The sequence below is a fragment of the Streptomyces sp. LUP30 genome, from assembly GCF_001746365.1.
Classification (GTDB): Bacteria; Actinomycetota; Actinomycetes; order Streptomycetales; family Streptomycetaceae; genus Streptomyces.
The window spans coordinates 1-18,918 of sequence record NZ_MJAJ01000012.1 but is presented as its reverse complement, the minus strand read 5'-3'; the positions used below and the strand labels follow the sequence as shown (position 1 = coordinate 18,918).

At 70.8% G+C, this 18,918-nt stretch carries 18 protein-coding genes and 1 rRNA gene; 3 read left to right on the top strand and 16 right to left on the bottom strand.

Going from position 1 to position 18,918, the window contains the following annotated elements; all coding sequences use genetic code 11:
• Positions 1-25 precede the first annotated feature (25 nt).
• The 6 genes from hemB to BG482_RS12715 all read right to left on the bottom strand — a co-directional run bounded on the left by hemB (position 26) and on the right by BG482_RS12715 (position 6,883).
• Positions 26-1,018 (bottom strand): porphobilinogen synthase, encoded by a 993-nt coding sequence (gene hemB / locus BG482_RS12740; protein WP_069769102.1) that lies wholly within the window; start codon positions 1,016-1,018, stop codon positions 26-28.
• 157 nt (positions 1,019-1,175) lie between these two features.
• Positions 1,176-2,882 (bottom strand): bifunctional uroporphyrinogen-III C-methyltransferase/uroporphyrinogen-III synthase, encoded by a 1,707-nt coding sequence (locus BG482_RS12735; protein WP_069769101.1) that lies wholly within the window; start codon positions 2,880-2,882, stop codon positions 1,176-1,178.
• Entirely contained in the window at positions 2,879-3,874 is a 996-nt protein-coding gene (gene hemC, locus BG482_RS12730) for a hydroxymethylbilane synthase (protein WP_069769100.1), read from the bottom strand. The genes BG482_RS12735 and hemC overlap by 4 nt, the downstream gene beginning before the upstream one ends.
• Before the next feature lie 5 nt (positions 3,875-3,879).
• Positions 3,880-5,598, bottom strand: a complete 1,719-nt coding sequence (locus tag BG482_RS12725; RefSeq protein WP_069769099.1) for a glutamyl-tRNA reductase — start codon at positions 5,596-5,598, stop codon at positions 3,880-3,882.
• The gene (locus BG482_RS12720) at positions 5,595-6,359 is read right to left on the bottom strand and encodes a redox-sensing transcriptional repressor Rex (protein ID WP_069769098.1); all 765 of its coding nucleotides are present in this window, start codon (positions 6,357-6,359) and stop codon (positions 5,595-5,597) included. The genes BG482_RS12725 and BG482_RS12720 overlap by 4 nt, the downstream gene beginning before the upstream one ends.
• Positions 6,360-6,610: 251 nt before the next feature.
• Positions 6,611-6,883, bottom strand: coding sequence for a glutaredoxin family protein (locus BG482_RS12715; protein ID WP_069769097.1), 273 nt, complete (start codon positions 6,881-6,883; stop codon positions 6,611-6,613).
• 102 nt (positions 6,884-6,985) lie between these two features.
• Between BG482_RS12715 and BG482_RS12710 the strand changes: the two genes are divergently transcribed.
• From BG482_RS12710 to BG482_RS12700, 3 genes are all read left to right on the top strand, one after another.
• Positions 6,986-7,921, top strand: coding sequence for an HAD family phosphatase (locus tag BG482_RS12710; RefSeq protein ID WP_069769096.1), 936 nt, complete (start codon positions 6,986-6,988; stop codon positions 7,919-7,921).
• A gap of 448 nt (positions 7,922-8,369) precedes the next feature.
• Positions 8,370-9,152 (top strand): ECF subfamily RNA polymerase sigma factor, BldN family, encoded by a 783-nt coding sequence (locus BG482_RS12705; protein WP_069769095.1) that lies wholly within the window; start codon positions 8,370-8,372, stop codon positions 9,150-9,152.
• A gap of 246 nt (positions 9,153-9,398) precedes the next feature.
• Positions 9,399-10,637 carry a DUF5667 domain-containing protein gene (locus tag BG482_RS12700; RefSeq protein ID WP_069769094.1) on the top strand — a complete coding sequence of 413 codons (1,239 nt, stop codon included), beginning with the start codon at positions 9,399-9,401 and terminating at the stop codon, positions 10,635-10,637.
• A 90-nt stretch (positions 10,638-10,727) separates the two neighbouring features.
• Here BG482_RS12700 and BG482_RS12695 read toward each other — a convergent pair whose 3' ends face one another.
• The 10 genes from BG482_RS12695 to rrf all read right to left on the bottom strand — a co-directional run bounded on the left by BG482_RS12695 (position 10,728) and on the right by rrf (position 18,798).
• The gene (locus BG482_RS12695; protein ID WP_069769093.1) at positions 10,728-11,798 is read right to left on the bottom strand and encodes a lysophospholipid acyltransferase family protein; all 1,071 of its coding nucleotides are present in this window, start codon (positions 11,796-11,798) and stop codon (positions 10,728-10,730) included.
• A gap of 14 nt (positions 11,799-11,812) precedes the next feature.
• Positions 11,813-12,886, bottom strand: coding sequence for an NAD-dependent epimerase/dehydratase family protein (locus BG482_RS12690; protein ID WP_069769092.1), 1,074 nt, complete (start codon positions 12,884-12,886; stop codon positions 11,813-11,815).
• Between the two features lie 287 nt (positions 12,887-13,173).
• A complete protein-coding gene (locus BG482_RS40865; RefSeq protein WP_003948845.1) occupies positions 13,174-13,272 on the bottom strand; it encodes a 30S ribosomal protein bS22 in 99 nt (32 codons plus the stop codon).
• Positions 13,273-13,451: 179 nt separating this feature from the next.
• Entirely contained in the window at positions 13,452-13,664 is a 213-nt protein-coding gene (locus BG482_RS12685; protein WP_004984898.1) for a helix-turn-helix domain-containing protein, read from the bottom strand.
• Positions 13,665-13,798: 134 nt separating this feature from the next.
• A complete protein-coding gene (locus tag BG482_RS12680) occupies positions 13,799-14,614 on the bottom strand; it encodes a phosphatase (RefSeq protein WP_069769091.1) in 816 nt (271 codons plus the stop codon).
• Between the two features lie 75 nt (positions 14,615-14,689).
• Positions 14,690-15,862, bottom strand: a complete 1,173-nt coding sequence (locus tag BG482_RS12675) for an acetoin utilization protein AcuC (RefSeq protein WP_069769090.1) — start codon at positions 15,860-15,862, stop codon at positions 14,690-14,692.
• A complete protein-coding gene (locus BG482_RS12670; RefSeq protein ID WP_069769089.1) occupies positions 15,813-17,054 on the bottom strand; it encodes an MFS transporter in 1,242 nt (413 codons plus the stop codon). The genes BG482_RS12675 and BG482_RS12670 overlap by 50 nt, the downstream gene beginning before the upstream one ends.
• A 76-nt stretch (positions 17,055-17,130) precedes the next feature.
• A complete protein-coding gene (locus BG482_RS12665) occupies positions 17,131-17,841 on the bottom strand; it encodes a VC0807 family protein (RefSeq protein ID WP_069769204.1) in 711 nt (236 codons plus the stop codon).
• A 92-nt stretch (positions 17,842-17,933) separates the two neighbouring features.
• Positions 17,934-18,578: an HAD family phosphatase gene (locus tag BG482_RS12660; protein ID WP_069769088.1), complete on the bottom strand. Its 645-nt coding sequence runs from the start codon at positions 18,576-18,578 to the stop codon at positions 17,934-17,936.
• Between the two features lie 103 nt (positions 18,579-18,681).
• Positions 18,682-18,798 (bottom strand): 5S ribosomal RNA (gene rrf / locus BG482_RS12655).
• Between the last annotated feature and the right edge of the window lie 120 nt (positions 18,799-18,918).

The following is an 18,918-nucleotide window of genomic DNA, read 5'->3' as shown; positions in this document are numbered from 1 at the left end:
GTGAGCGTCGGCGTCGGGCCGCGTGCTACCGCAGTTTCCGGGCCGCCTCGACGGCCCAGTAGGTGAGGATGTTCCGCGCCCCGGCCCGCTTGATGCCGGTCAGCGTCTCGAAGATCGCCCGGTCCCGGTCGACCCAGCCCTTCTCGGCGGCGGCCTCGACCATCGAGTACTCGCCGGAGATCTGGTACGCGACGACCGGCACGTCCACGACGTCGGCGACCCGGGCCAGGATGTCGAGATAGGGGCCGGCCGGCTTGACCATGACCATGTCCGCGCCCTCCTCCAGATCGAGCGCGAGCTCGCGCATCGACTCACGGAGGTTGGCCGGGTCCTGCTGGTAGGTCTTGCGGTCGCCCTTGAGCGAGGACCCGACGGCCTCGCGGAACGGCCCGTAGAAGGCGGAGGAGTACTTGACGGTGTAGGCGAGGATCGACACGTCCTCGCGCCCGATCTGGTCGAGCGCGTCGCGGATGACCCCGATCTGCCCGTCCATCATCCCGCTGGGGCCCACCACATGGGCTCCGGCGTCGGCCTGCACCTGCGCCATCTCCGCGTACCGCTCCAGAGTGGCGTCGTTGTCGACGCGGCCTTCCCCGTCCAGCACCCCGCAGTGCCCGTGATCGATGGTCTCGTCCAGACACAGGTCGGACATGACGAGGAGGTCGTCGCCCACTTCGGCGCGCACGTCCCGGAGGGCGACCTGCAGGATCCCGTCCGGGTCGGTCCCCGGCGTCCCGAGCGCGTCCTTCTTGGACTCCTCGGGCACGCCGAACAGCATGATCCCGGAGATACCGGCCTCGACGGCCTCCAGCGCGGCCTTCTTCAGACTGTCCCGCGTGTGCTGGACGACGCCCGGCATGGCCTGGATCGGCACCGGCTCGCTCACGCCCTCCCGCACGAACGCGGGGAGGATGAAGTCGGCCGGATGCAGCCGGGTCTCCGCGACCATGCGCCGCATGACGGGGGTGGTGCGCAGCCGCCGAGGACGCGTACCGGGAAAGGATCCGTACTTCGACATGGCTCCTACGCTACGCCCGCCCCGGCGCCCCCTTTGCCGACGCCCCGTCGGCCCTCCTAGCCGCCGACCCGCCGACCCGCAGGCCCCTCACCCCTCACGGAAACGGAGCGGCCCGCCCCCACCCGGGGACGGGCCGCTCCGTTCTCGCTGTCAGGGCTCAGGTGGCGCGCCGCCGTCGTGCCCCCGGCCGCCGCTCGCTCGGCCGGGTCACCGGGTCTCCGGCCTCCTGCGCGGCCGCCCGGCGGCGCAGACCGAAGTCGGCCAGCGCCTCGGCCAGCTTGAGCACGGACGGCTCGGGCGCCATGACGTCGACCCGCAGCCCGTGCTCCTCCGCCGTCTTCGCGGTCGCCGGGCCGATGCAGGCGATCACTGTCACGTTGTGCGGCTTGCCGGCGATGCCGACCAGGTTGCGCACCGTCGACGACGACGTGAAGAGCACGGCGTCGAAGCCGCCGCCCTTGATCGCCTCCCGCGTCTCGGCCGGCGGCGGCGAGGCCCGCACCGTCCGGTAGGCGGTGACGTCGTCGACCTCCCAGCCCAGCTCGATGAGCCCGGCGACCAGGGTCTCGGTGGCGATGTCGGCGCGCGGCAGGAACACCCGGTCGATCGGGTCGAAGACGGGGTCGTAGGGCGGCCAGTCCTCCAGCAGCCCGGCGGCCGACTGCTCGCCGCTCGGCACGAGGTCGGGCTTCACGCCGAAGGCGACCAGCGCCTTCGCCGTCTGCTCGCCCACCGCCGCGACCTTGATGCCGGCGAAGGCGCGCGCGTCGAGCCCGTACTCCTCGAACTTCTCCCGCACCGCCTTGACGGCGTTGACGGACGTGAAGGCGATCCACTCGTAGCGGCCCGTCACCAGGCCCTTGACCGCGCGCTCCATCTGCTGGGGCGTGCGCGGCGGCTCGACGGCGATCGTCGGCACCTCGTGCGGCACGGCGCCGTAGGACCGCAGCTGGTCGGAGAGCGACACCGCCTGCTCCTTCGTGCGCGGCACGAGCACCTTCCAGCCGAACAGCGGCTTGGACTCGAACCACGCCAGCTGGTCGCGCTGGGCGGGGGCGGAACGCTCGCCGACCACGACTATCACCGGCCGGCCGCCCTCGGGCGAGGGCAGCACCTTCGCCTGCTTCAGCGTCTGCGCGATGGTGCCGAGGGTCGCCGACCAGGTCCGCTGCCGGGTCGTCGTGCCGGCCACGGTGACCGTCATCGGAGTGTCGGGCTTGCGGCCCGCCGAGACCAGTTCTCCGGCGGCCGAGGCCACCGAGTCGAGGGTCGTCGACACCACGACCGTCCCGTCGGACGCGCCGACCTCGGTCCAGCAGCGGTCCGAGGCGGTGCGCGCGTCGACGAAGCGGACGTCGGCGCCCTGCGCGTCGCGCAGCGGCACACCGGCGTAGGCGGGCACGCCGACGGCGGCCGCGACACCGGGGACGACCTCGAAGGGAACGCCGGCGGCGGCGCACGCGAGCATCTCCTCGGCCGCGTACGCGTCGAGGCCGGGGTCCCCGGACACCGCACGGACGACCCGCCTGCCGCCCCGCGCGGCCTCCATGACAAGATGTGCGGCATCGCGCACAGCGGGTGCCTCAGCGGTTGTTGACGTGCCGTCAACGACCGTCGGGAAAGGCGTGCCCGTGCCCGGGAGAGGGTCCGACGAAGGACCCGCTTCCGCGTTCACGACGGCGACGCCGGGCCTGGCGTGCGTCCGCACGACGTCGAGCACATCGTGCTCGGCGACGAGGACGTCCGCGTGCGCCAGCGCCTCCACGGCGCGAAGAGTCAGCAGTCCCGGATCCCCGGGTCCGGCACCCAGGAAGGTGACGTGCCCGTGTTCGAGGCCAGCGGCTGGAAGGGCGGTGGGGCTCACTGTGCTTGCTCCCCCATCAGACCGGCCGCGCCCTGGGCGAGCATCTCGGCGGCGAGTTCGCGACCGAGCGCCATTGCCCCGTCGTGCGTCTCGGGCACGGGACCGGTGGTGGACAGCTGCACCATGCGAGAGCCGTCGGTGGTCCCGACGACGCCCCGCAGGCGCATTTCGTTGACAATCTGCCCGCCGGCCTGGGGGTCCCCGCGCTCGAGCGGAGCCGAGAGCGGGGGAAGGTCGGCCAGCGCGCCCACAGGGGCGCTGCAGCCGGCCTCCAGGGCGGCGAGCAGGGACCGTTCGGCGGTCACGGCGACCCGGGTGAACGGGTCGTCGAGCTCACCGAGCGCGGCGATCAGCGCTGCGTCGTCCGCGGCGCATTCGATCGCGAGTGCTCCCTGGCCGGGAGCGGGCAGAACCGTGTCTATCGACAGGAAGTCGGTGACCTCGTCGAGGCGGCCGATGCGGCTCAGGCCGGCCGCGGCCAGCACCACCGCGTCCAGCTCGCCGTCGTGCACGTACCGGATGCGGGTGTCGACGTTCCCGCGTATCGGCACGGCGTGTATGTCCAGCCCGTGGCTGCGCGCGTACGCGTTCAGCTGCGCCATGCGGCGCGGCGAACCCGTGCCGATGCGCGCTCCGCGCGGCAGGTCGGCGAACTTCAGCGCGTCCCGGGCGACGATCACGTCGCGGGGGTCCTCGCGCACCGGTATGGCGGCCAGGACCAGGTCCTCGGACTGCGTGGTGGGAAGGTCCTTCAGCGAGTGAACCGCGAAGTCGACCTCGCCCCTGGCCAGCGCGTCGCGCAGCGCGGTCACGAAGACGCCCGTGCCTCCGATCTGCGCGAGGTGCTCACGGGACACGTCGCCGTAGGTGGTGATCTCGACGAGCTCCACGGGCCGTCCGGTCACCTGGCTCACGGCCTCCGCGACCTGCCCGGACTGGGCCATGGCGAGCTTGCTCCGCCTGGTCCCCAGTCTCAGTGGCTTCGTACTCATGCCGCTCATGCCGGCCCTCGGTTCTCTGATGTCTTCTCGGTGCTGTCCTCGGCCCGGGACACGGCGGCCACCGTCTCCTGGTCGAGGTCGAACAGAGTCCGCAGCGCGTCCGCGTACCCGGCGCCGCCGGGTTCGGCCGCGAGCTGCTTCACCCGCACGGTCGGTGCGTGCAGCAGCTTGTCGACGACGCGCTTCACGGTCTGCGTGATCTCGGCGCGGTGCTTGTCGTCCAGGCCGGGCAGCCGCCCGTCGAGCCGGGCGATCTCGCCGGCCACGACGTCGGCGGCCATGGCACGCAGCGCGACCACGGTCGGCGTGATGTGCGCGGCCCGCTGTGCCGCGCCGAAGGCCGCGACCTCGTCGGCGACGATCCGCCGGACCTGGTCGACGTCGGCGGCCATGGGCGCGTCGGCGGAGGCCTCGGAGAGCGATTCGATGTCGACCAGCCGCACCCCGGCCAGCCGGTGGGCGGCCGCGTCGACGTCCCGCGGCATCGCGAGGTCGAGCAGGAAGAGCACGGGCTGCGGCCGCACGAGCGGGGCGACCTGCTCGGGCCTGCGCCGCTCGGGGATGCGCCCGACGGTCGCGGCGGTCGCGGCGAGCGCGACGATCAGCTCGGCGTCCGCCTCGGGGCCGCGCCGGCCGGCGAGTCGCCGGTCGACGGTGGCGTTGTCGACCCACGCGGCGTGCTGCTCCAGCGTGGCCGCGTCCATGCCGGCGACGGCGGCCTCCCCGATCACGGAGAACCCCGTCTGCTGCACCCCGGACTGCTGTACCGCGGCCAGGTCGAGGGGACAGTTGTCGTCGCCGCCGAGGGAGGTGGACGGCAGCGGCCGTGCCTGCGTCGGCGCGTCCTCCTCGTCGAAGGCGGCGGGAGCGCCGGTGCGGCCCTCGACCGCCGCCGCGACCGACTCCGCCGTCAGCACCAGGCCTGTCGCCCCGGTACAGGAGACGGCCACGTCGGCACGTGTCAGCTCGGCCGGCACCGACTCCATCGGTACCGCGCGGGCCGACACGTGCCCACCGTCGGCCTCGGCCAGTATCTGGGCGAGCCGCTCGGCGCGGTCGAGGGTGCGGTTGGCGACGACGACCTCGGCGACCCCGGCGCGCGCCAGGGTGGCGGCGGCCAGCGAGGACATGGATCCCGCGCCGATCACGAGGGCGCGCTTGTCCCGCGCCCAGCCCTGCACGTCCTCGCCCGCGGCCAGCTGCTCCAGGCCGAAGGTGACCAGGGACTGCCCGGCGCGGTCGATGCCGGTCTCGGAGTGGGCGCGCTTGCCGACCCGCAGGGCCTGCTGGAAGAGGTCGTTCAGCAGCCGTCCGGCGGTGTGCAGCTCCTGCGCCCGCGCCAGCGAGTCCTTGATCTGGCCGAGGATCTGGCCCTCGCCGACGACCATGGAGTCGAGCCCGCAGGCCACCGAGAAGAAGTGGTGGACGGCGCGGTCCTCGTAGTGCACGTAGAGATAGGGAGTGAGCTCTTCCAGGCCGACCCCGCTGTGCTGGGCGAGCAGCGTGGACAGCTCGGCGACGCCCGCGTGGAACTTGTCCACGTCGGCGTACAGCTCGATCCGGTTGCAGGTGGCCAGGACGGCGGCCTCGGCGGCCGGTTCGGCGGCGACGGTGTCCTGGAGCAGCTTGGACTGGGCGTCCGTGGACAGCGACGCCCGCTCCAGCACGCTCACGGGGGCGCTGCGGTGGCTCAGCCCGACGACGAGGAGGCTCATGCCGGCATCACGGCGGGCACGTCCCCGTCGGGTCCCTGGTCGGTGGAGTCGCCGCGGCCTGCCGACGCGGCGAGGGCGGCCTCGTTCAGGGCGGCCTCCTCGCCGGCCTTGCGCTGCTCGTGGAAGGCGAGGATCTGCAGCTCGATGGAGAGGTCGACCTTGCGCACGTCGACGCCGTCGGGCACGGACAGCACGGTCGGCGCGAAGTTCAGGATGGAGGTGACGCCGGCGGCCACGAGCCGGTCGCAGACCTGCTGGGCGACGGACGGCGGGGTGGTGATGACGCCGATGGAGACGCCGTTGTCGGAGATGATCTTCTCCAGGCCGTCACTGTGCTGGACGGCGATCCCGGCGACCTGCTTGCCGGCCATGGCCGGGTCGGCGTCGATGAGCGCCGCGACGCGGAAGCCGCGCGAGGCGAACCCGCCGTAGTTGGCGAGCGCCGCGCCGAGGTTTCCGATGCCGACGATCACTACCGGCCAGTCCTGGGTGAGCCCCAGCTCACGGGAGATCTGGTAGACGAGATACTCGACGTCGTAGCCGACGCCCCGCGTCCCGTAGGAACCCAGGTAGGAGAAGTCCTTGCGCAGCTTGGCGGAGTTGACCCCCGCCGCGGCCGCGAGCTCCTCGGAGGAGACCGTGGGCACCGAGCGCTCCGACAGTGCGGTCAGCGCGCGAAGGTACAGCGGAAGGCGGGCGACGGTGGCCTCGGGAATCCCTCGGCTACGGGTCGCCGGTCGGTGAGTTCGGCCAGTTGCCACGGTGCTCCTGCGGGTAGAGCGGGGCTGTGGGCGGTCGTACGTTCCCAGACCGCCCCGTCGACAGCAGGCTATGTCTTTGTGAACGCGTGCACAAAGATGGTGTCCGATTTGCCCGGCCAACGTGACCGGGGTCACGCGCGTCATTCCAGGGGGCAAAACCGCCACTCTCCTCGTGAATCCCGCCCCCGAGACCGAACCGCCATCGATCCTAAGCGACGTTCGGCGTGTCCTTGTACTGCTCGGTCAGTTCCTCAGCCGGCCAGCTCTCTGCGCAGCCGGTCCTCGTCCACCCGCCAGAAGGTGTGCTGCCTGCCGTCGACGAGGACGACGGGGATCTGCTCCCAGTAACGGTCGTACAGTTCCCGGTCGTCGGCGATGTCCTTCTGCTCCCAGGGCACGCCGAGTTCCCCGCAGACCTTGTCGACGACACGCTCCGCGTCGTCGCACAGATGGCAGCCGGACTTGCGGATCAGCGTGACCGCCCGCCCGCCCGGGCCGGCCTTACGTCGAAAGAGGGGACTCATGCCGCCATTGTCGCCCTTCTTTCACGGCGGAGCCGCGGAGAGTTCACACCCTTCGAACCTCTCGGATCCGGAACCACCGAACAAGATGGCTATGCTCACGCCATGGCCGCTCTAGGATGGCTCACCCCCCGTAGGCGCTCCGCCACGGCGCGGAGCGTGTTGGCAGGCGAGGCCTCGGCGGAGGCAGCCCGCAAGTCCACCCAGGCCCTGGACTCCCAGGACGCCCTGGACGTTTCCCCCCGGGAACCGCAGTTCCCGGTGCACGGCGACGCGATGGCCGCCGCCTTCTTCGACCTCGACAACACCGTCATGCAGGGCGCGGCGCTCTTCCACTTCGGCCGCGGCCTCTACAAACGGAAGTTCTTCGAGACCCGCGACCTCGTCCGCTTCGCCTGGCAGCAGGCCTGGTTCCGACTGGCCGGCGTCGAGGACCCCGAGCACATGCAGGAGGCCCGCGACTCGGCGTTGTCCATCGTGCAGGGCCACCGCGTCTCCGAGCTGATGTCGATCGGCGAGGAGATCTACGACGAGTACATGGCCGAGCGCATCTGGCCGGGCACCCGCGCCCTCGCCCAGGCCCACCTCGACGCCGGCCAGAAGGTGTGGCTGGTCACGGCCGCGCCGGTGGAGATCGCCCAGGTGATCGCCCGCCGCCTCGGCCTCACCGGCGCGCTGGGCACGGTCGCCGAGTCGGTCGACGGCGTCTACACCGGCAAGCTGGTCGGCGAGCCGCTGCACGGGCCCGCGAAGGCGGAGGCGGTGCGCGCGCTGGCGGCCGCGGAGAACCTGGACCTCTCCCGCTGCGCCGCCTACAGCGACTCCCACAACGACATTCCGATGCTCTCCCTGGTCGGCCACCCCTACGCCATCAACCCGGACGCCAAGCTGCGCAAGCACGCCCACACCCTCGACTGGCGGCTGCGCGACTACCGCACGGGGCGCAAGGCGGCGAAGGTCGGCATCCCGGCGGCGGCGGGCGTGGGAGCGGTCGCGGGCGGCACCGCGGCGGCCATCGCCCTGCACCGGCGCCGGCGGTAGGGCCGGCCCCACGCAGGACACAGGCACACAGGCACACAGGCACGACCACACCGAAGGCGCCTCCTGAGCGGCCGCGGCGGTACGACAATCGCCCGGCCGCTCCGTCATGCCGCCCGACAACACTCCACACCCACGAGCAAACCCGGCCAATCCAACGGTCGTACCCCCGTAACCCCACACGCAGTCCTGTTGTCCGCGGACAGCCACAACACGCCCCGGACCGACCCGAAACCCGAACCCTTCCGATCAACAATCGGTCATCATGCGTAACTTGATCGAGCGTCAATAGGCCACAGAAGCGACGTAATCGATGATTTGAGCAACTCGGTGTAGCAGGGCCTGTACGAAGCGTTATTCTCCTCAGACGCAATCCGGCACCCCTCCCGTCGCTACGACGGGTGAAAGGTTCCGCACTGCACGTGATGGAAGCTCTGCCTCTGGGAGTCCCGTGTACCCACACGTCGGGGTTGACACCTCGGGCCTGGCTACGCTGCGCGCAACGGTCGCTACGGTCCAGGACCTGTTGCGCGGCTTCGTCCCCACCGCGTACGCCGTCCCCGCCTTCGCCGCCGCCACACCGGCGGGCCCGTGCTATGCACTGGCCGAAGGCAGCGCCGCGGTCGGCAGAAGAGGACGCTCGACCGGCGCGACCACCGCCACCCGCCGACCGGCCGCCGACAGCGACAGCGCCCGGATGATGGATCTCGTCGAACGCGCACAGGCCGGCGAGGCCGACGCCTTCGGGCGGCTGTACGACCAGTACAGCGACACCGTGTACCGCTATATCTACTACCGAGTGGGCGGCAAGGCGACAGCCGAGGACCTCACCAGCGAGACGTTCCTGCGCGCCCTGCGCCGCATCGGGACGTTCACCTGGCAGGGCCGCGACTTCGGCGCCTGGCTCGTCACCATCGCCCGCAACCTCGTCGCCGACCACTTCAAGTCGAGCCGTTTCCGGCTGGAAGTGACCACCGGCGAGATGCTCGACGCCAACGAGGTCGAGCGCTCACCCGAGGACTCCGTCCTGGAGTCCCTCTCCAACGCCGCACTGCTGGACGCGGTGCGCCGACTCAACCCCCAGCAGCAGGAGTGCGTGACACTCCGGTTCCTGCAGGGCCTCTCCGTCGCCGAGACCGCTCGCGTGATGGGCAAGAACGAGGGTGCCATCAAGACGCTCCAGTACCGGGCCGTCCGCACCCTCGCCCGCCTCCTGCCGGAAGACGCCCGCTGACCCCACCCGTCGGCAGACTACCGTCGGCCATCCCCAACTCACGTTCAGTGAAAGTCCGTTGACTTCCCGATCCCATCATCCGCCGTCCGTAACCCAAGTGCCGCGCCAGTCGTTGTGCGGGATACAGGCTCCCTGTGGTCACGTCCCGGCCGACCCCGATCACCCGATCGTGTGGAACCGGCCGAGGGCGTGCAACCCCCAGGACCCCCGGGGAGTCGACCGTCATGACGAGAGGAGGTGCCGCCTGTGATCGCGAACGTATCGGCACACCGGCGGGCGAACGCCTTCGCCCAGGCCCTGGAGGAGCATTCCGACCAGGGCACGGCGGCCGAGCAGACCGAAGGATCACCGCCGGCGCCGGCCGCTGCGGACCAGACCGAGCAGGGCCGCATTCTGGCCCTTGCCACGAGTCTCGCCGAGCTGCCCAAGCCGGAAATGGACCCCGAGGTCAAGGTCGTCCAGCGGGCCCAGTTGGTCGCCGCCATGGAGGCCATGCTGCAGGCGGGCACCGCGGGAGGCGAAGCGGCGGAACCCTCGGTGCCGGAGCAACGCTCCCACCGGGCGAAGGGCACACACCGGGCCGGTCCCCTGGGCAAACTGCGACCGCGTTCCCGTCTGGCCAAGGGCCTCACCGCGGGCGGCCTCAGCGTCGGCGTCGCGGCCGGCGCCTTCGGCGGAGTCGCCGCGGCCAGCTCCGACGCCCTTCCCGGCGACGGGCTCTACGGGCTGAAGCGCGGCATCGAGGACTTCAAACTCAACTACCTGGCCGACGGTGACGACGAACGCGGTCGCACCTACCTCGACCAGGCATCCACCCGGCTCAGCGAAGCCCGCCGCCTCATGGAACGGGGCCGCAGCGGCGACCTCGACCACGAGTCCCTCGGCGAGATCCGCCGCGCCCTGAACGGCATGCAGCACGACGCGACGGAAGGCCACCGCCTCCTCCACGAGGCGTATGAACGCGACCCCCACTCCCTGGGCCCCATCCAGGCTCTCGACGCGTTCACCCGCTCGCACCGCGAGGCCTGGGGCGCCCTGCGCGACCGCCTGCCGGTCCAGCTGGGGGACGTCAGCCAGCAGGTCTCGTCGGTCTTCGAAGCCATAGACGAAGAGGTCGCGCCGCTGCAGTCCCTGCTGCCGCAGCCGCCCGCCCCGAGCGGCGGCGCCCGCCACGGCACCGGCCCGGCGTCCACCGGCGCCTCGGAGACCGGCCGCTCGACCACCCCCGGCGCCGGACCGGGCAGGGAATCGTCCGCCGGCGGCGGCAACACGCCCGGCACCCCCGGCAAGTCGTCCTCCGGCGCCACCGGAGACGACGACGGCCTGCTCGGCGGCAACACCGGCGGCCTGCTCGACCCCCCGAAGGACAACGGCAGCACCGCCCCGAACACCACCACGCCCAGCACCCGGCCGGACGTCACCCTCCCGCCCCTCCTGCCCGGCCTGCTCCCGGGCCTGGGCATCGACAGCGAGGACGCGGACTGACGAGCTCCATGGCGGTGGGGGCGTTCCTCCTGAGGAGGAACGCCCCCACCGCCATGCGTCAGAATCACCCCAGAAGTGCTGGAACAGCCCTCAGAAGAACACCGACCGCCGCTGCACCAGCAGCTTGTACAGCGTGTGTTGGATCTGTTCGCGGACCTGGTCCGTCAGGTTGAACATCAGCATCGGGTCCTCGGCCGCCTCCGGAGGGAAGCCGTCCGTCGGGATCGGCTCGCCGAACTGGATCGTCCACTTGGTCGGGAGCGGGATCGCACCCAGCGGGCCCAGCCAGGGGAACGTCGGCGTCAGCGGGAAGTACGGGAACCCGAGCACCCGCGCCAGGGTCTTGGCGTTGCCGATCATCGGGTAGATCTCCTCCGCCCCGACGATCGAGCAGGGGATGATCGGAGCGCCCTGGCGCAGCGCCGTGGAGACGAAGCCGCCCCGGCCGAACCGCTGCAGCTTGTACCGCTCGCTGAACGGCTTCCCGATGCCCTTGAAGCCCTCCGGCATCACCCCGACCAGCTCGCCCTGGCCCAGCAGCCGTTCGGCGTCCTCGGCGCAGGCGAGGGTGTGACCGAGCTTGCGGGCCAGTTCGTTGACCACCGGCAGCACGAAGACGAGGTCGGCGGCCAGCAGCCGCAGATGCCGGCCCGCCGGGTGGTGGTCGTGGACGGCGACCTGCATCATCAGCCCGTCCAGCGGCAGCGTTCCGGAGTGGTTCGCGACGATCAGCGCGCCGCCCTCGGCCGGGATGTTCTCGACGCCCTTCACCTCGACCCGGAAGTACTTCTCGTACACCGGCCGCAGCAGGGACATCAGGACCTGGTCGGTCAGCTCCTCGTCGTAGCCGAAGTCGTCGACCTCGTAGTCGCCCGTGAGGCGCCGGCGCAGGAAGGACAGGCCGCCCGCGATCCGCCGCTCCAGGCCACCGCCGCCACCGTCCTCACGGCGGCCCTGATCCTCACCCGTCACAAGAACATCATCCTGCCCCGCCGCCCTGGTGGGCAGGGGCTGGACCTCCCCGACCTCGCCGATCTCCCGGACCGGCGCGGGCTCGCCGTTCTTGCGCCGGCCTCCCACGCCCCGGCGCCGGGGCGGGCGCGTCACAGCGCTCCCCCGGGACCGGTCGTCGTCGAACGGAATGACCTTGGCGTCCGCCATCGTTGATGCGCTCCTCAGTTGGCGCTCGGCGTCGGGGGGTGGGCCGGGGCGTGGCCGCCGCCCGGCAGCGGCAGCGCGGCGATCCGGTCGACGGCCCCGGCGACGGCCTCGGGCGGCAGCAGCCCGGGCCCGTGGCTGCGCGCGAAGTCCTCGAACGCCCCTGCCGTGGTGTAGCGCGGCAGGAACCCCAGCGTCTCGCGCATCTGGACCGTCGACACGACCCGGCCATGGGTGAGCAGCCGGATCTGCTCGGGCGAGAAGTCCGTCATGCCCAGCGTACGCACCAAGGAGCCCGCCCAGGTGACGGCGGGCAGCAGCAGCGGCACGGTGGGCCGCCCGAGCCGCCGCGAGCACTGCGACAGCAACAGCACCCCGTCCCCGGCGATGTTGAACGTGCCGCTGTTGAGCGTGCCCCGCTCCGGTTCGTGCGAGCCGATCCTCAGCACCTCGATGACGTCGTCCTCGTGCACGAACTGCAGCCGCGGGTCGTAACCGAACACGGTGGGCAGCACGGGCAGCGAGAAGTACGCGGCGAGGGGCGTCTCGGCGGTGGGCCCGAGGATGTTGGCGAACCGCAGCACGCACACGGCGACATCGGGCCGCCGCCGGGCGAACCCGCGCACATAGCCCTCCACCTCGACGGCGTCCTTGGCGAAGCCCCCACTGGGCAGCGACTTGGCGGAGGTGGTCTCGGTGAACACGGCGGGATCACGCGGCGCGGACCCGTAGACGTTGGTGCTGGACTTGACGACCAGCCGCTTCACGTTCGGCGACTTCTGGCATGCGCCGAGCAGCTGCATGGTGCCGATGACGTTGGTCTCCTTGACCGTGGTCCGGCTGCCGCTGCCCAACGCGGTGCCCGTCACGTCCAAATGGACGACCGTGTCGGCGCCGGTCTCGGCGAGCACCCGCGCGATCGTCGGCTGACGGATGTCCGCCTGGATGAAGTCGGCGCCGCCCAGATGGTGCTCGGGGGGCACGGCGTCCACGGCGACGACCCGGTCGACCTGTGGGTCACGCTGGATCCGTCGTACGAACCGACCCCCGAGTTGACGGGCCACTCCGGTAACGAGCACGACCTTTCCCAAGATCAGCGCCTTCCTTCCGTCCTGGAACCGCCTGGATACCCTGCCGCGTTCCCCGTCTGCGGGCCAACTTAGCGGGTCGATATTGCGCTGTGGTGACCGCCGATGCCCTGAGTGACGGGAACCGTCGGTCGTACGACGGGATCAGCCACGATGCACGTCCAGGCATACGCACGGCGTTCAGCCGAGCGCACACGGCCCGGACATGCGTGTGGCCCCCCACCGATAACACGGTGGGGGGCCACACGACGCCTACGCGGCTCGCGTCGCGAAGAAGTAAGTACGTTCGCTTACTTCTTGTTGCGACGCTGAACGCGCGTGCGCTTGAGCAGCTTGCGGTGCTTCTTCTTGGCCATCCGCTTGCGCCGCTTCTTGATAACAGAGCCCACGACTACCCTCGCTCACTTCTCATCACTCGGTGCTGGGCGCCATGGGCCCATACGACCTACGAGGGGCTAGCCTACCCGCCTCAGCGCTGAGGTCGTAATCGAGGGGCTCGAGGGGTCCGGGACGGCCCTGCGGCCGGACCCCTCCGCCCTGCGGCCTGCCCTGCGGACAGGCCCGGCCGTCAGGCGGTTTCCACCCCCACATAGCTCTCGCGGAGGTACTCGTGAACCGCTTGCTCGGGGACGCGGAAGGACCGCCCCACCCGGATCGCGGGCAGATGACCGCTGTGCACCAGTCGGTACACGGTCATCTTCGACACTCGCATCACCGAGGCGACTTCCGCCACGGTAAGGAACTGAACCTCGTTCAGAGGCCTCTCGCCAGCTGCAGCCATGACACACCTGAACCTTCCGCACTCGACTCGACGGCCACCGGCTTCCCCTTCCGGTGACTCTTCGTCGCTGCGTGCTCACTCCCCAATGTAGGGGCGGGTGATGCGAGTGGGGAAGAGGTGCACCCATCAGCGGCCTACTGTGACAGACACGCTCGATTGAGTACGTAGCGGGTCAGCGGCCTGTAGTAAGCGGATCGCACGGCGTCATCAAGTGGAACGACCACGGAGACGGTCCCCTCCGCCTCCGCGACGAAGGGCGCGGGGTCGTCGGTGTCAGCCAGCCCGATGGCGTCGAACCCCAGCTGACCTGCCCCGCAGACCCACCCGTGGTCGCCGATCACGAGGTCCGGGAGCCGTCCGCCGTCGTCCGCCGCCGCCGCGAGCGCCACCCGAACCGGCAGCGGGGAATGGCTGTGCACACCGGTCGCACAACCGGCGCGTTCGGCACCGGCCTCCCGGACGACAGCGACGCCCCGTACGTACGCGAGGCGGTGGGTGCGTAGACCGAACCGGGTCGTTATGTCGACACAGTGACCCTGCGCCGGGGTGAGGACATCACATCCCGCCGTCGACAAAGCGTCCGCGAGAGCGGCGTAGAACCCCAGCAGCCGATGCGGGTGCCCGGTGCCGAGGAGCACGCGGGCGCCACGCTGGGCTACCGAGGCGAGTCGATCCGCGAAAGCGTCCAGGGCGGCCAGCGTCCGTTCCGGATCGATCACATCATGCCCCGAGACGCATTCCGGATCGGCCGAAACCCCGCACCTGTCCGCCATCAACGCGAGCAGTTCCCGCTGTCCCCAACTCCGTTCGGGATCAAGCCCGAGCAGCACCCGCGGGTCCCGAGCGACGAAGAGCCGGTAGCTCCGCAGGCTCTCCTCCCGGGTGGTGGCCACCACCCCGGCCAGCCCCGCAGCAAGCAGATGCGCCCGAAGGGCCGCGGTACTCCACACGGAGCGATGCTGACGGACGAAGGGCGGGCCAGGGGCCCGAACAGGGCCGACACCGCACGGTTGGCGTAAGCACTCCTACGCCAGCAGCCCCCGCAGGGGGAACACCGCCCGCCGCGTGGCCAGCACGGCCTGGTCCAGCCGGTCGGCCGGGTCGTACCCGGCCTCCCATTCCGCCCACCGCACCGGCCACCGCCCGTCGGTCATCCGCATCGGCCCCAACTGCCGCGTACGAGCGAAGACCTCCTGCCGCCATCCCTCCGGGATCACCGTCTCCGGCGCGACCGGCGTACCCGCCGCCACCGCCACCAGATGCGCCCAGGACCGCGGCACCACCTCCACCACCGCGTAGCCGCCCCCGCCCAGCGCGACCCACTTCCCCCCGGCGTACTCGTGCGCCAGCTCGTGGCAGGCCACCTGCACAGCCCGCTGCGCGTCGAGGGACACCGCGAGATGAGCCAGCGGATCCTCGAAATGCGTGTCGGCCCCGTGCTGCGACACCAGCACGTCCGGCCGGAAATCGGCGATCAGCTCCGGCACCACCGAGTGGAACGCCCGCAGCCACCCCGCGTCCCCGGTCCCCGCCGGCAGCGCGACGTTCACCGCCGACCCCTGCGCCGCGTCCCCGCCCGTCTCCTCCGGCCAACCGGTCTGCGGGAACAGCGTCCGAGGATGCTCATGCAACGAGATCGTCAGCACCCGCGGATCGTCCCAGAACGCCGCCTGCACCCCGTCCCCGTGATGCACGTCCACGTCCACGTACGCGACCCGCTCGGCACCCAGCTCCAGCAACCGGGCGATCGCCAGTGAGGCGTCGTTGTAGACGCAGAACCCCGACGCACCACCCGGCATCGCGTGGTGCAGCCCGCCCGAGAAGTTCACCGCGTGGAGCACGTCCCCACGCCACACGGACTCCGCCGCGCCCACCGACAGCCCGGCGATCAGAGCGGACACCTCGTGCATCCCCGCGAATGCCGGATCGTCCATCGTCCCCAGCCCGTACGCCTGGTCGGCCGACCCCGGATCCGCCGACGCCGCCTTCACGGCCTCGACGTAGTCCTCCCGGTGCACGAGCCGCAGCGTCGACTCCCCGGCGGGCTTCGCCGCGACGACGTCCAGCGCCCGGTCGAGCCCCAGGGCGCCCACGAGCCTCCGGGTCAGATCCAGCCTGACCGGATCCATCGGATGCTCGGGCCCGAAGTCATAGCCCGTTACTGCCTCGTCCCACATCAGCTGTGCGCGGCCGCTCATGCCCGCCACCGTATCGGTCCGGTTGAGCGGCGAACGACCGGGCGTACACCAACGTCACCAGCACCAACACCATCGGCACCACCATCGCCCCCCGATAGCTCCACGCGTCCCCCAGCGCCCCCACCAACGGCGAACCGACCAGGAACCCGACGTAGTTGAAGATGTTCAGCCGAGCGATCGCCGCATCCGAGGCCCCCGGGAACAACCGGCCCGCCGCCGCGAACGTCTGCGGCACCAGCACACACAGCCCCAGCCCCACGAGCGTGAACCCCAGCATCCCCACCCACGCCCCCGGCGCGCCCGCCACCACCGCGAACCCGCCCGCAGCCACCAGCGCCCCCACCCGCACCACGGCCGCCGCCCCGAACCTCCGCACCCCGAAGTCGCCGATGGCCCGCCCGAGCAGCGTGGTCACCATGTACACGTTGAACGGGACGGTCGCCAGCTGCTCCGAACTCCCCAGCACGTCCTGCAGATACTTCGCGCTCCAGTTGGAGACCGTCGAGTCCCCGATGTACGCGAAGGTCATCACCAGGCACAGCGGCAGCAACATCTTGAAGACGACACCCGAGCCGCCGCTCCCCGTCTCCTCTCCCTCTCCCCCGCCCCCGCCGGCCCCGGCCCCGGTGCCCCCGTCACCGTCGACGTACCAACGGCTCCCCACCGCGGCGGCCGGCAGCAGGACCGCCACCACCGGCAGATACGACACCCACAGCGCGAGATGCCAGTGCGCCCCCACCCACGCCAGCGAGGCCCCCACGATGCCGCCCAGGCTGTACACGGCATGGAAACTGAGCATGATGCTGCGCCCGTACGCTCGCTGCAGACTCACCCCGAGCATGTTCATCGAGGCGTCCAGCGCCCCCACGGCCAGCCCGAACACCGCCAGGGCGACTCCCAGCTCCACCATCCCGCGTCCGGCCCCGACCCCCACCAGGGCCAGCAGCACCACCGGCTGGGACCAGCGCAGCAGCAGACTGGGCGGTACCCGCTTCACCAGTTGCTCGGTCGTCACGCTCCCCACCCCGGCCAGCACGGGCACGGCCGCGAGGAAGACGGGCAACAGCGCGTCCGAAACGCCGTACCGGTTTTGGATGGCCGGGATCCGGGTCACCAGCAGAGCGAACGCGGCCCCCTGCGCGAAGAAGCTGAACGCCAAAGAGGCCCTACCGCGCCGCAGCACATCTGTCATGGCGGCGAGCGTAGGGCCCCGGCGTACTCGTGGGTAGATCCAGCCAAAGATGAGTTCTCCTCAGCTTTGTCGGGCGTCACCGGGCGAGGGCGACCTCCAGCACCTCGGACTCGGCCTCCACCGGCTCCCCGGCCTTCGCCTCGGCGGAGACCATCGCCTCCATCGGACCGGCGCCCAGCGCCCCGCCGACCACGATGCCCAGTCCGATCGCCATCACCATGACGACCGACCCCAGCCACACCATGGTGTCCACCGGCACGGTGTACGCGCCGACGATCCGCACCACGCACTCGGCGAGCAGAACCGCGCCCCACACCAGCGAGAAGGCCCGCTCGCGCCTGCGGAAGTCCGCCGACGCGGCCGCCGCCCCACTCTCCAGCCGTGCCCAGGCCGCCTCGCGGACCGTGTCGCTCTTCACCAGGAACGGCTTCAGCCCGGCGGTCATCATCGGCCGCCCCAGCACCACGGACACCAGGATCCCGATCCCGACGGTGCTGCTGACCCCGCTGTCCTTGGCCAGCATCAACCGCGGGTCGCCGGAGACGAAGCTCAGCACCAGGCCCACCACGTTGACGACGAGGATGAGCCCGGCGAGTCCGTTGACCGCCCTCTCCCTCAGCGCGCTCCACAGGGTGCGCCCGGCCGGCACCACGCTGCTCCAGGCGAGAGCGGCGAACGTGCTCATCCCGAACGCGTCCCTGAACAGGTAGTACGACCCGAGCGGCACCGCCACGTCCACGATGAGCGGGGCGAACGCGTTCTGCTTCTTGTGCTGGTTCGTCGTCATGCCCATAGCTTCGCCGCCGGGCGGGGACCCTCACTAGAAACGATCGTCCGGAGCTATGCATGACAAATGTCAGGCCGCGGGGGTACCGGTCGTCAGACCAGCAGGTCAGCCAACTGCCCCAGCTCCGAGAAGAGTTGGGTGGTCCCCACCAGCCTCTCGGCAGGCGTCATCGCGGTGAACCCGTACACGTCCATTCCCGCCGCTACAGCCGCCCGCACCCCCAGCGGACTGTCCTCGACGACCACGCAGCGCTCCGGCGAGGCTCCCATCCGCTCAGCCGCGTACAGGAACAGATCGGGGGCCGGCTTGCCCTTCCCCACGTCCTGCGAGCTGTAGACCCGGTCCTCGCCGAACCAGCGGTCCAGCCCGGTCTTCCGATGCCCCACCCGGATCCGCTCATGGCTCCCCGAGGACGCCACGCAGTACGGCACACCGTCCGCGGCCAGCTTCGCGAGGAGGTCCACCGCCCCGGGCACGGGCTCCAGCTCCCGTTCGAAGGCCGCGAACACCCGCCGGTGGAAGACGTCGTCGAACTCCGCCGGCAGTCGCTGTCCGGTGCGCTCCTGGACCAGATCGTGGATCCGGTGCATCGCGGATCCCATGTAGTCCCGGATCGAGTCCTCGTAGGACGTCGGATGCCCCAGCTCGGTCAGATAGGCGGCCAGGAGCCTGTTGGAGATCGGCTCGCTGTCCACGAGGACACCGTCGTTGTCGAAGATCACCAGGTCGTAGCGCATGCCTGAACCCTAAACGACCCCGGAATACGGCCCCTTTTTTCCAGAGCGAGGCATAACGCAGAAAACCCCCGCACCATAGGTGCGGGGGTTTCCCGTAAAATTTGTTCGGCGGTGTCCTACTCTCCCACAGGGTCCCCCCTGCAGTACCATCGGCGCTGTAAGGCTTAGCTTCCGGGTTCGGAATGTAACCGGGCGTTTCCCTCACGCTATGACCACCGAAACACTATGAAACTGTCAGCCGCACCACACCGTGACCATGGCATGGGGCTGTTCGTGGTTTCAGAACCAACACAGTGGACGCGAGCAACTGAGGACAAGCCCTCGGCCTATTAGTACCAGT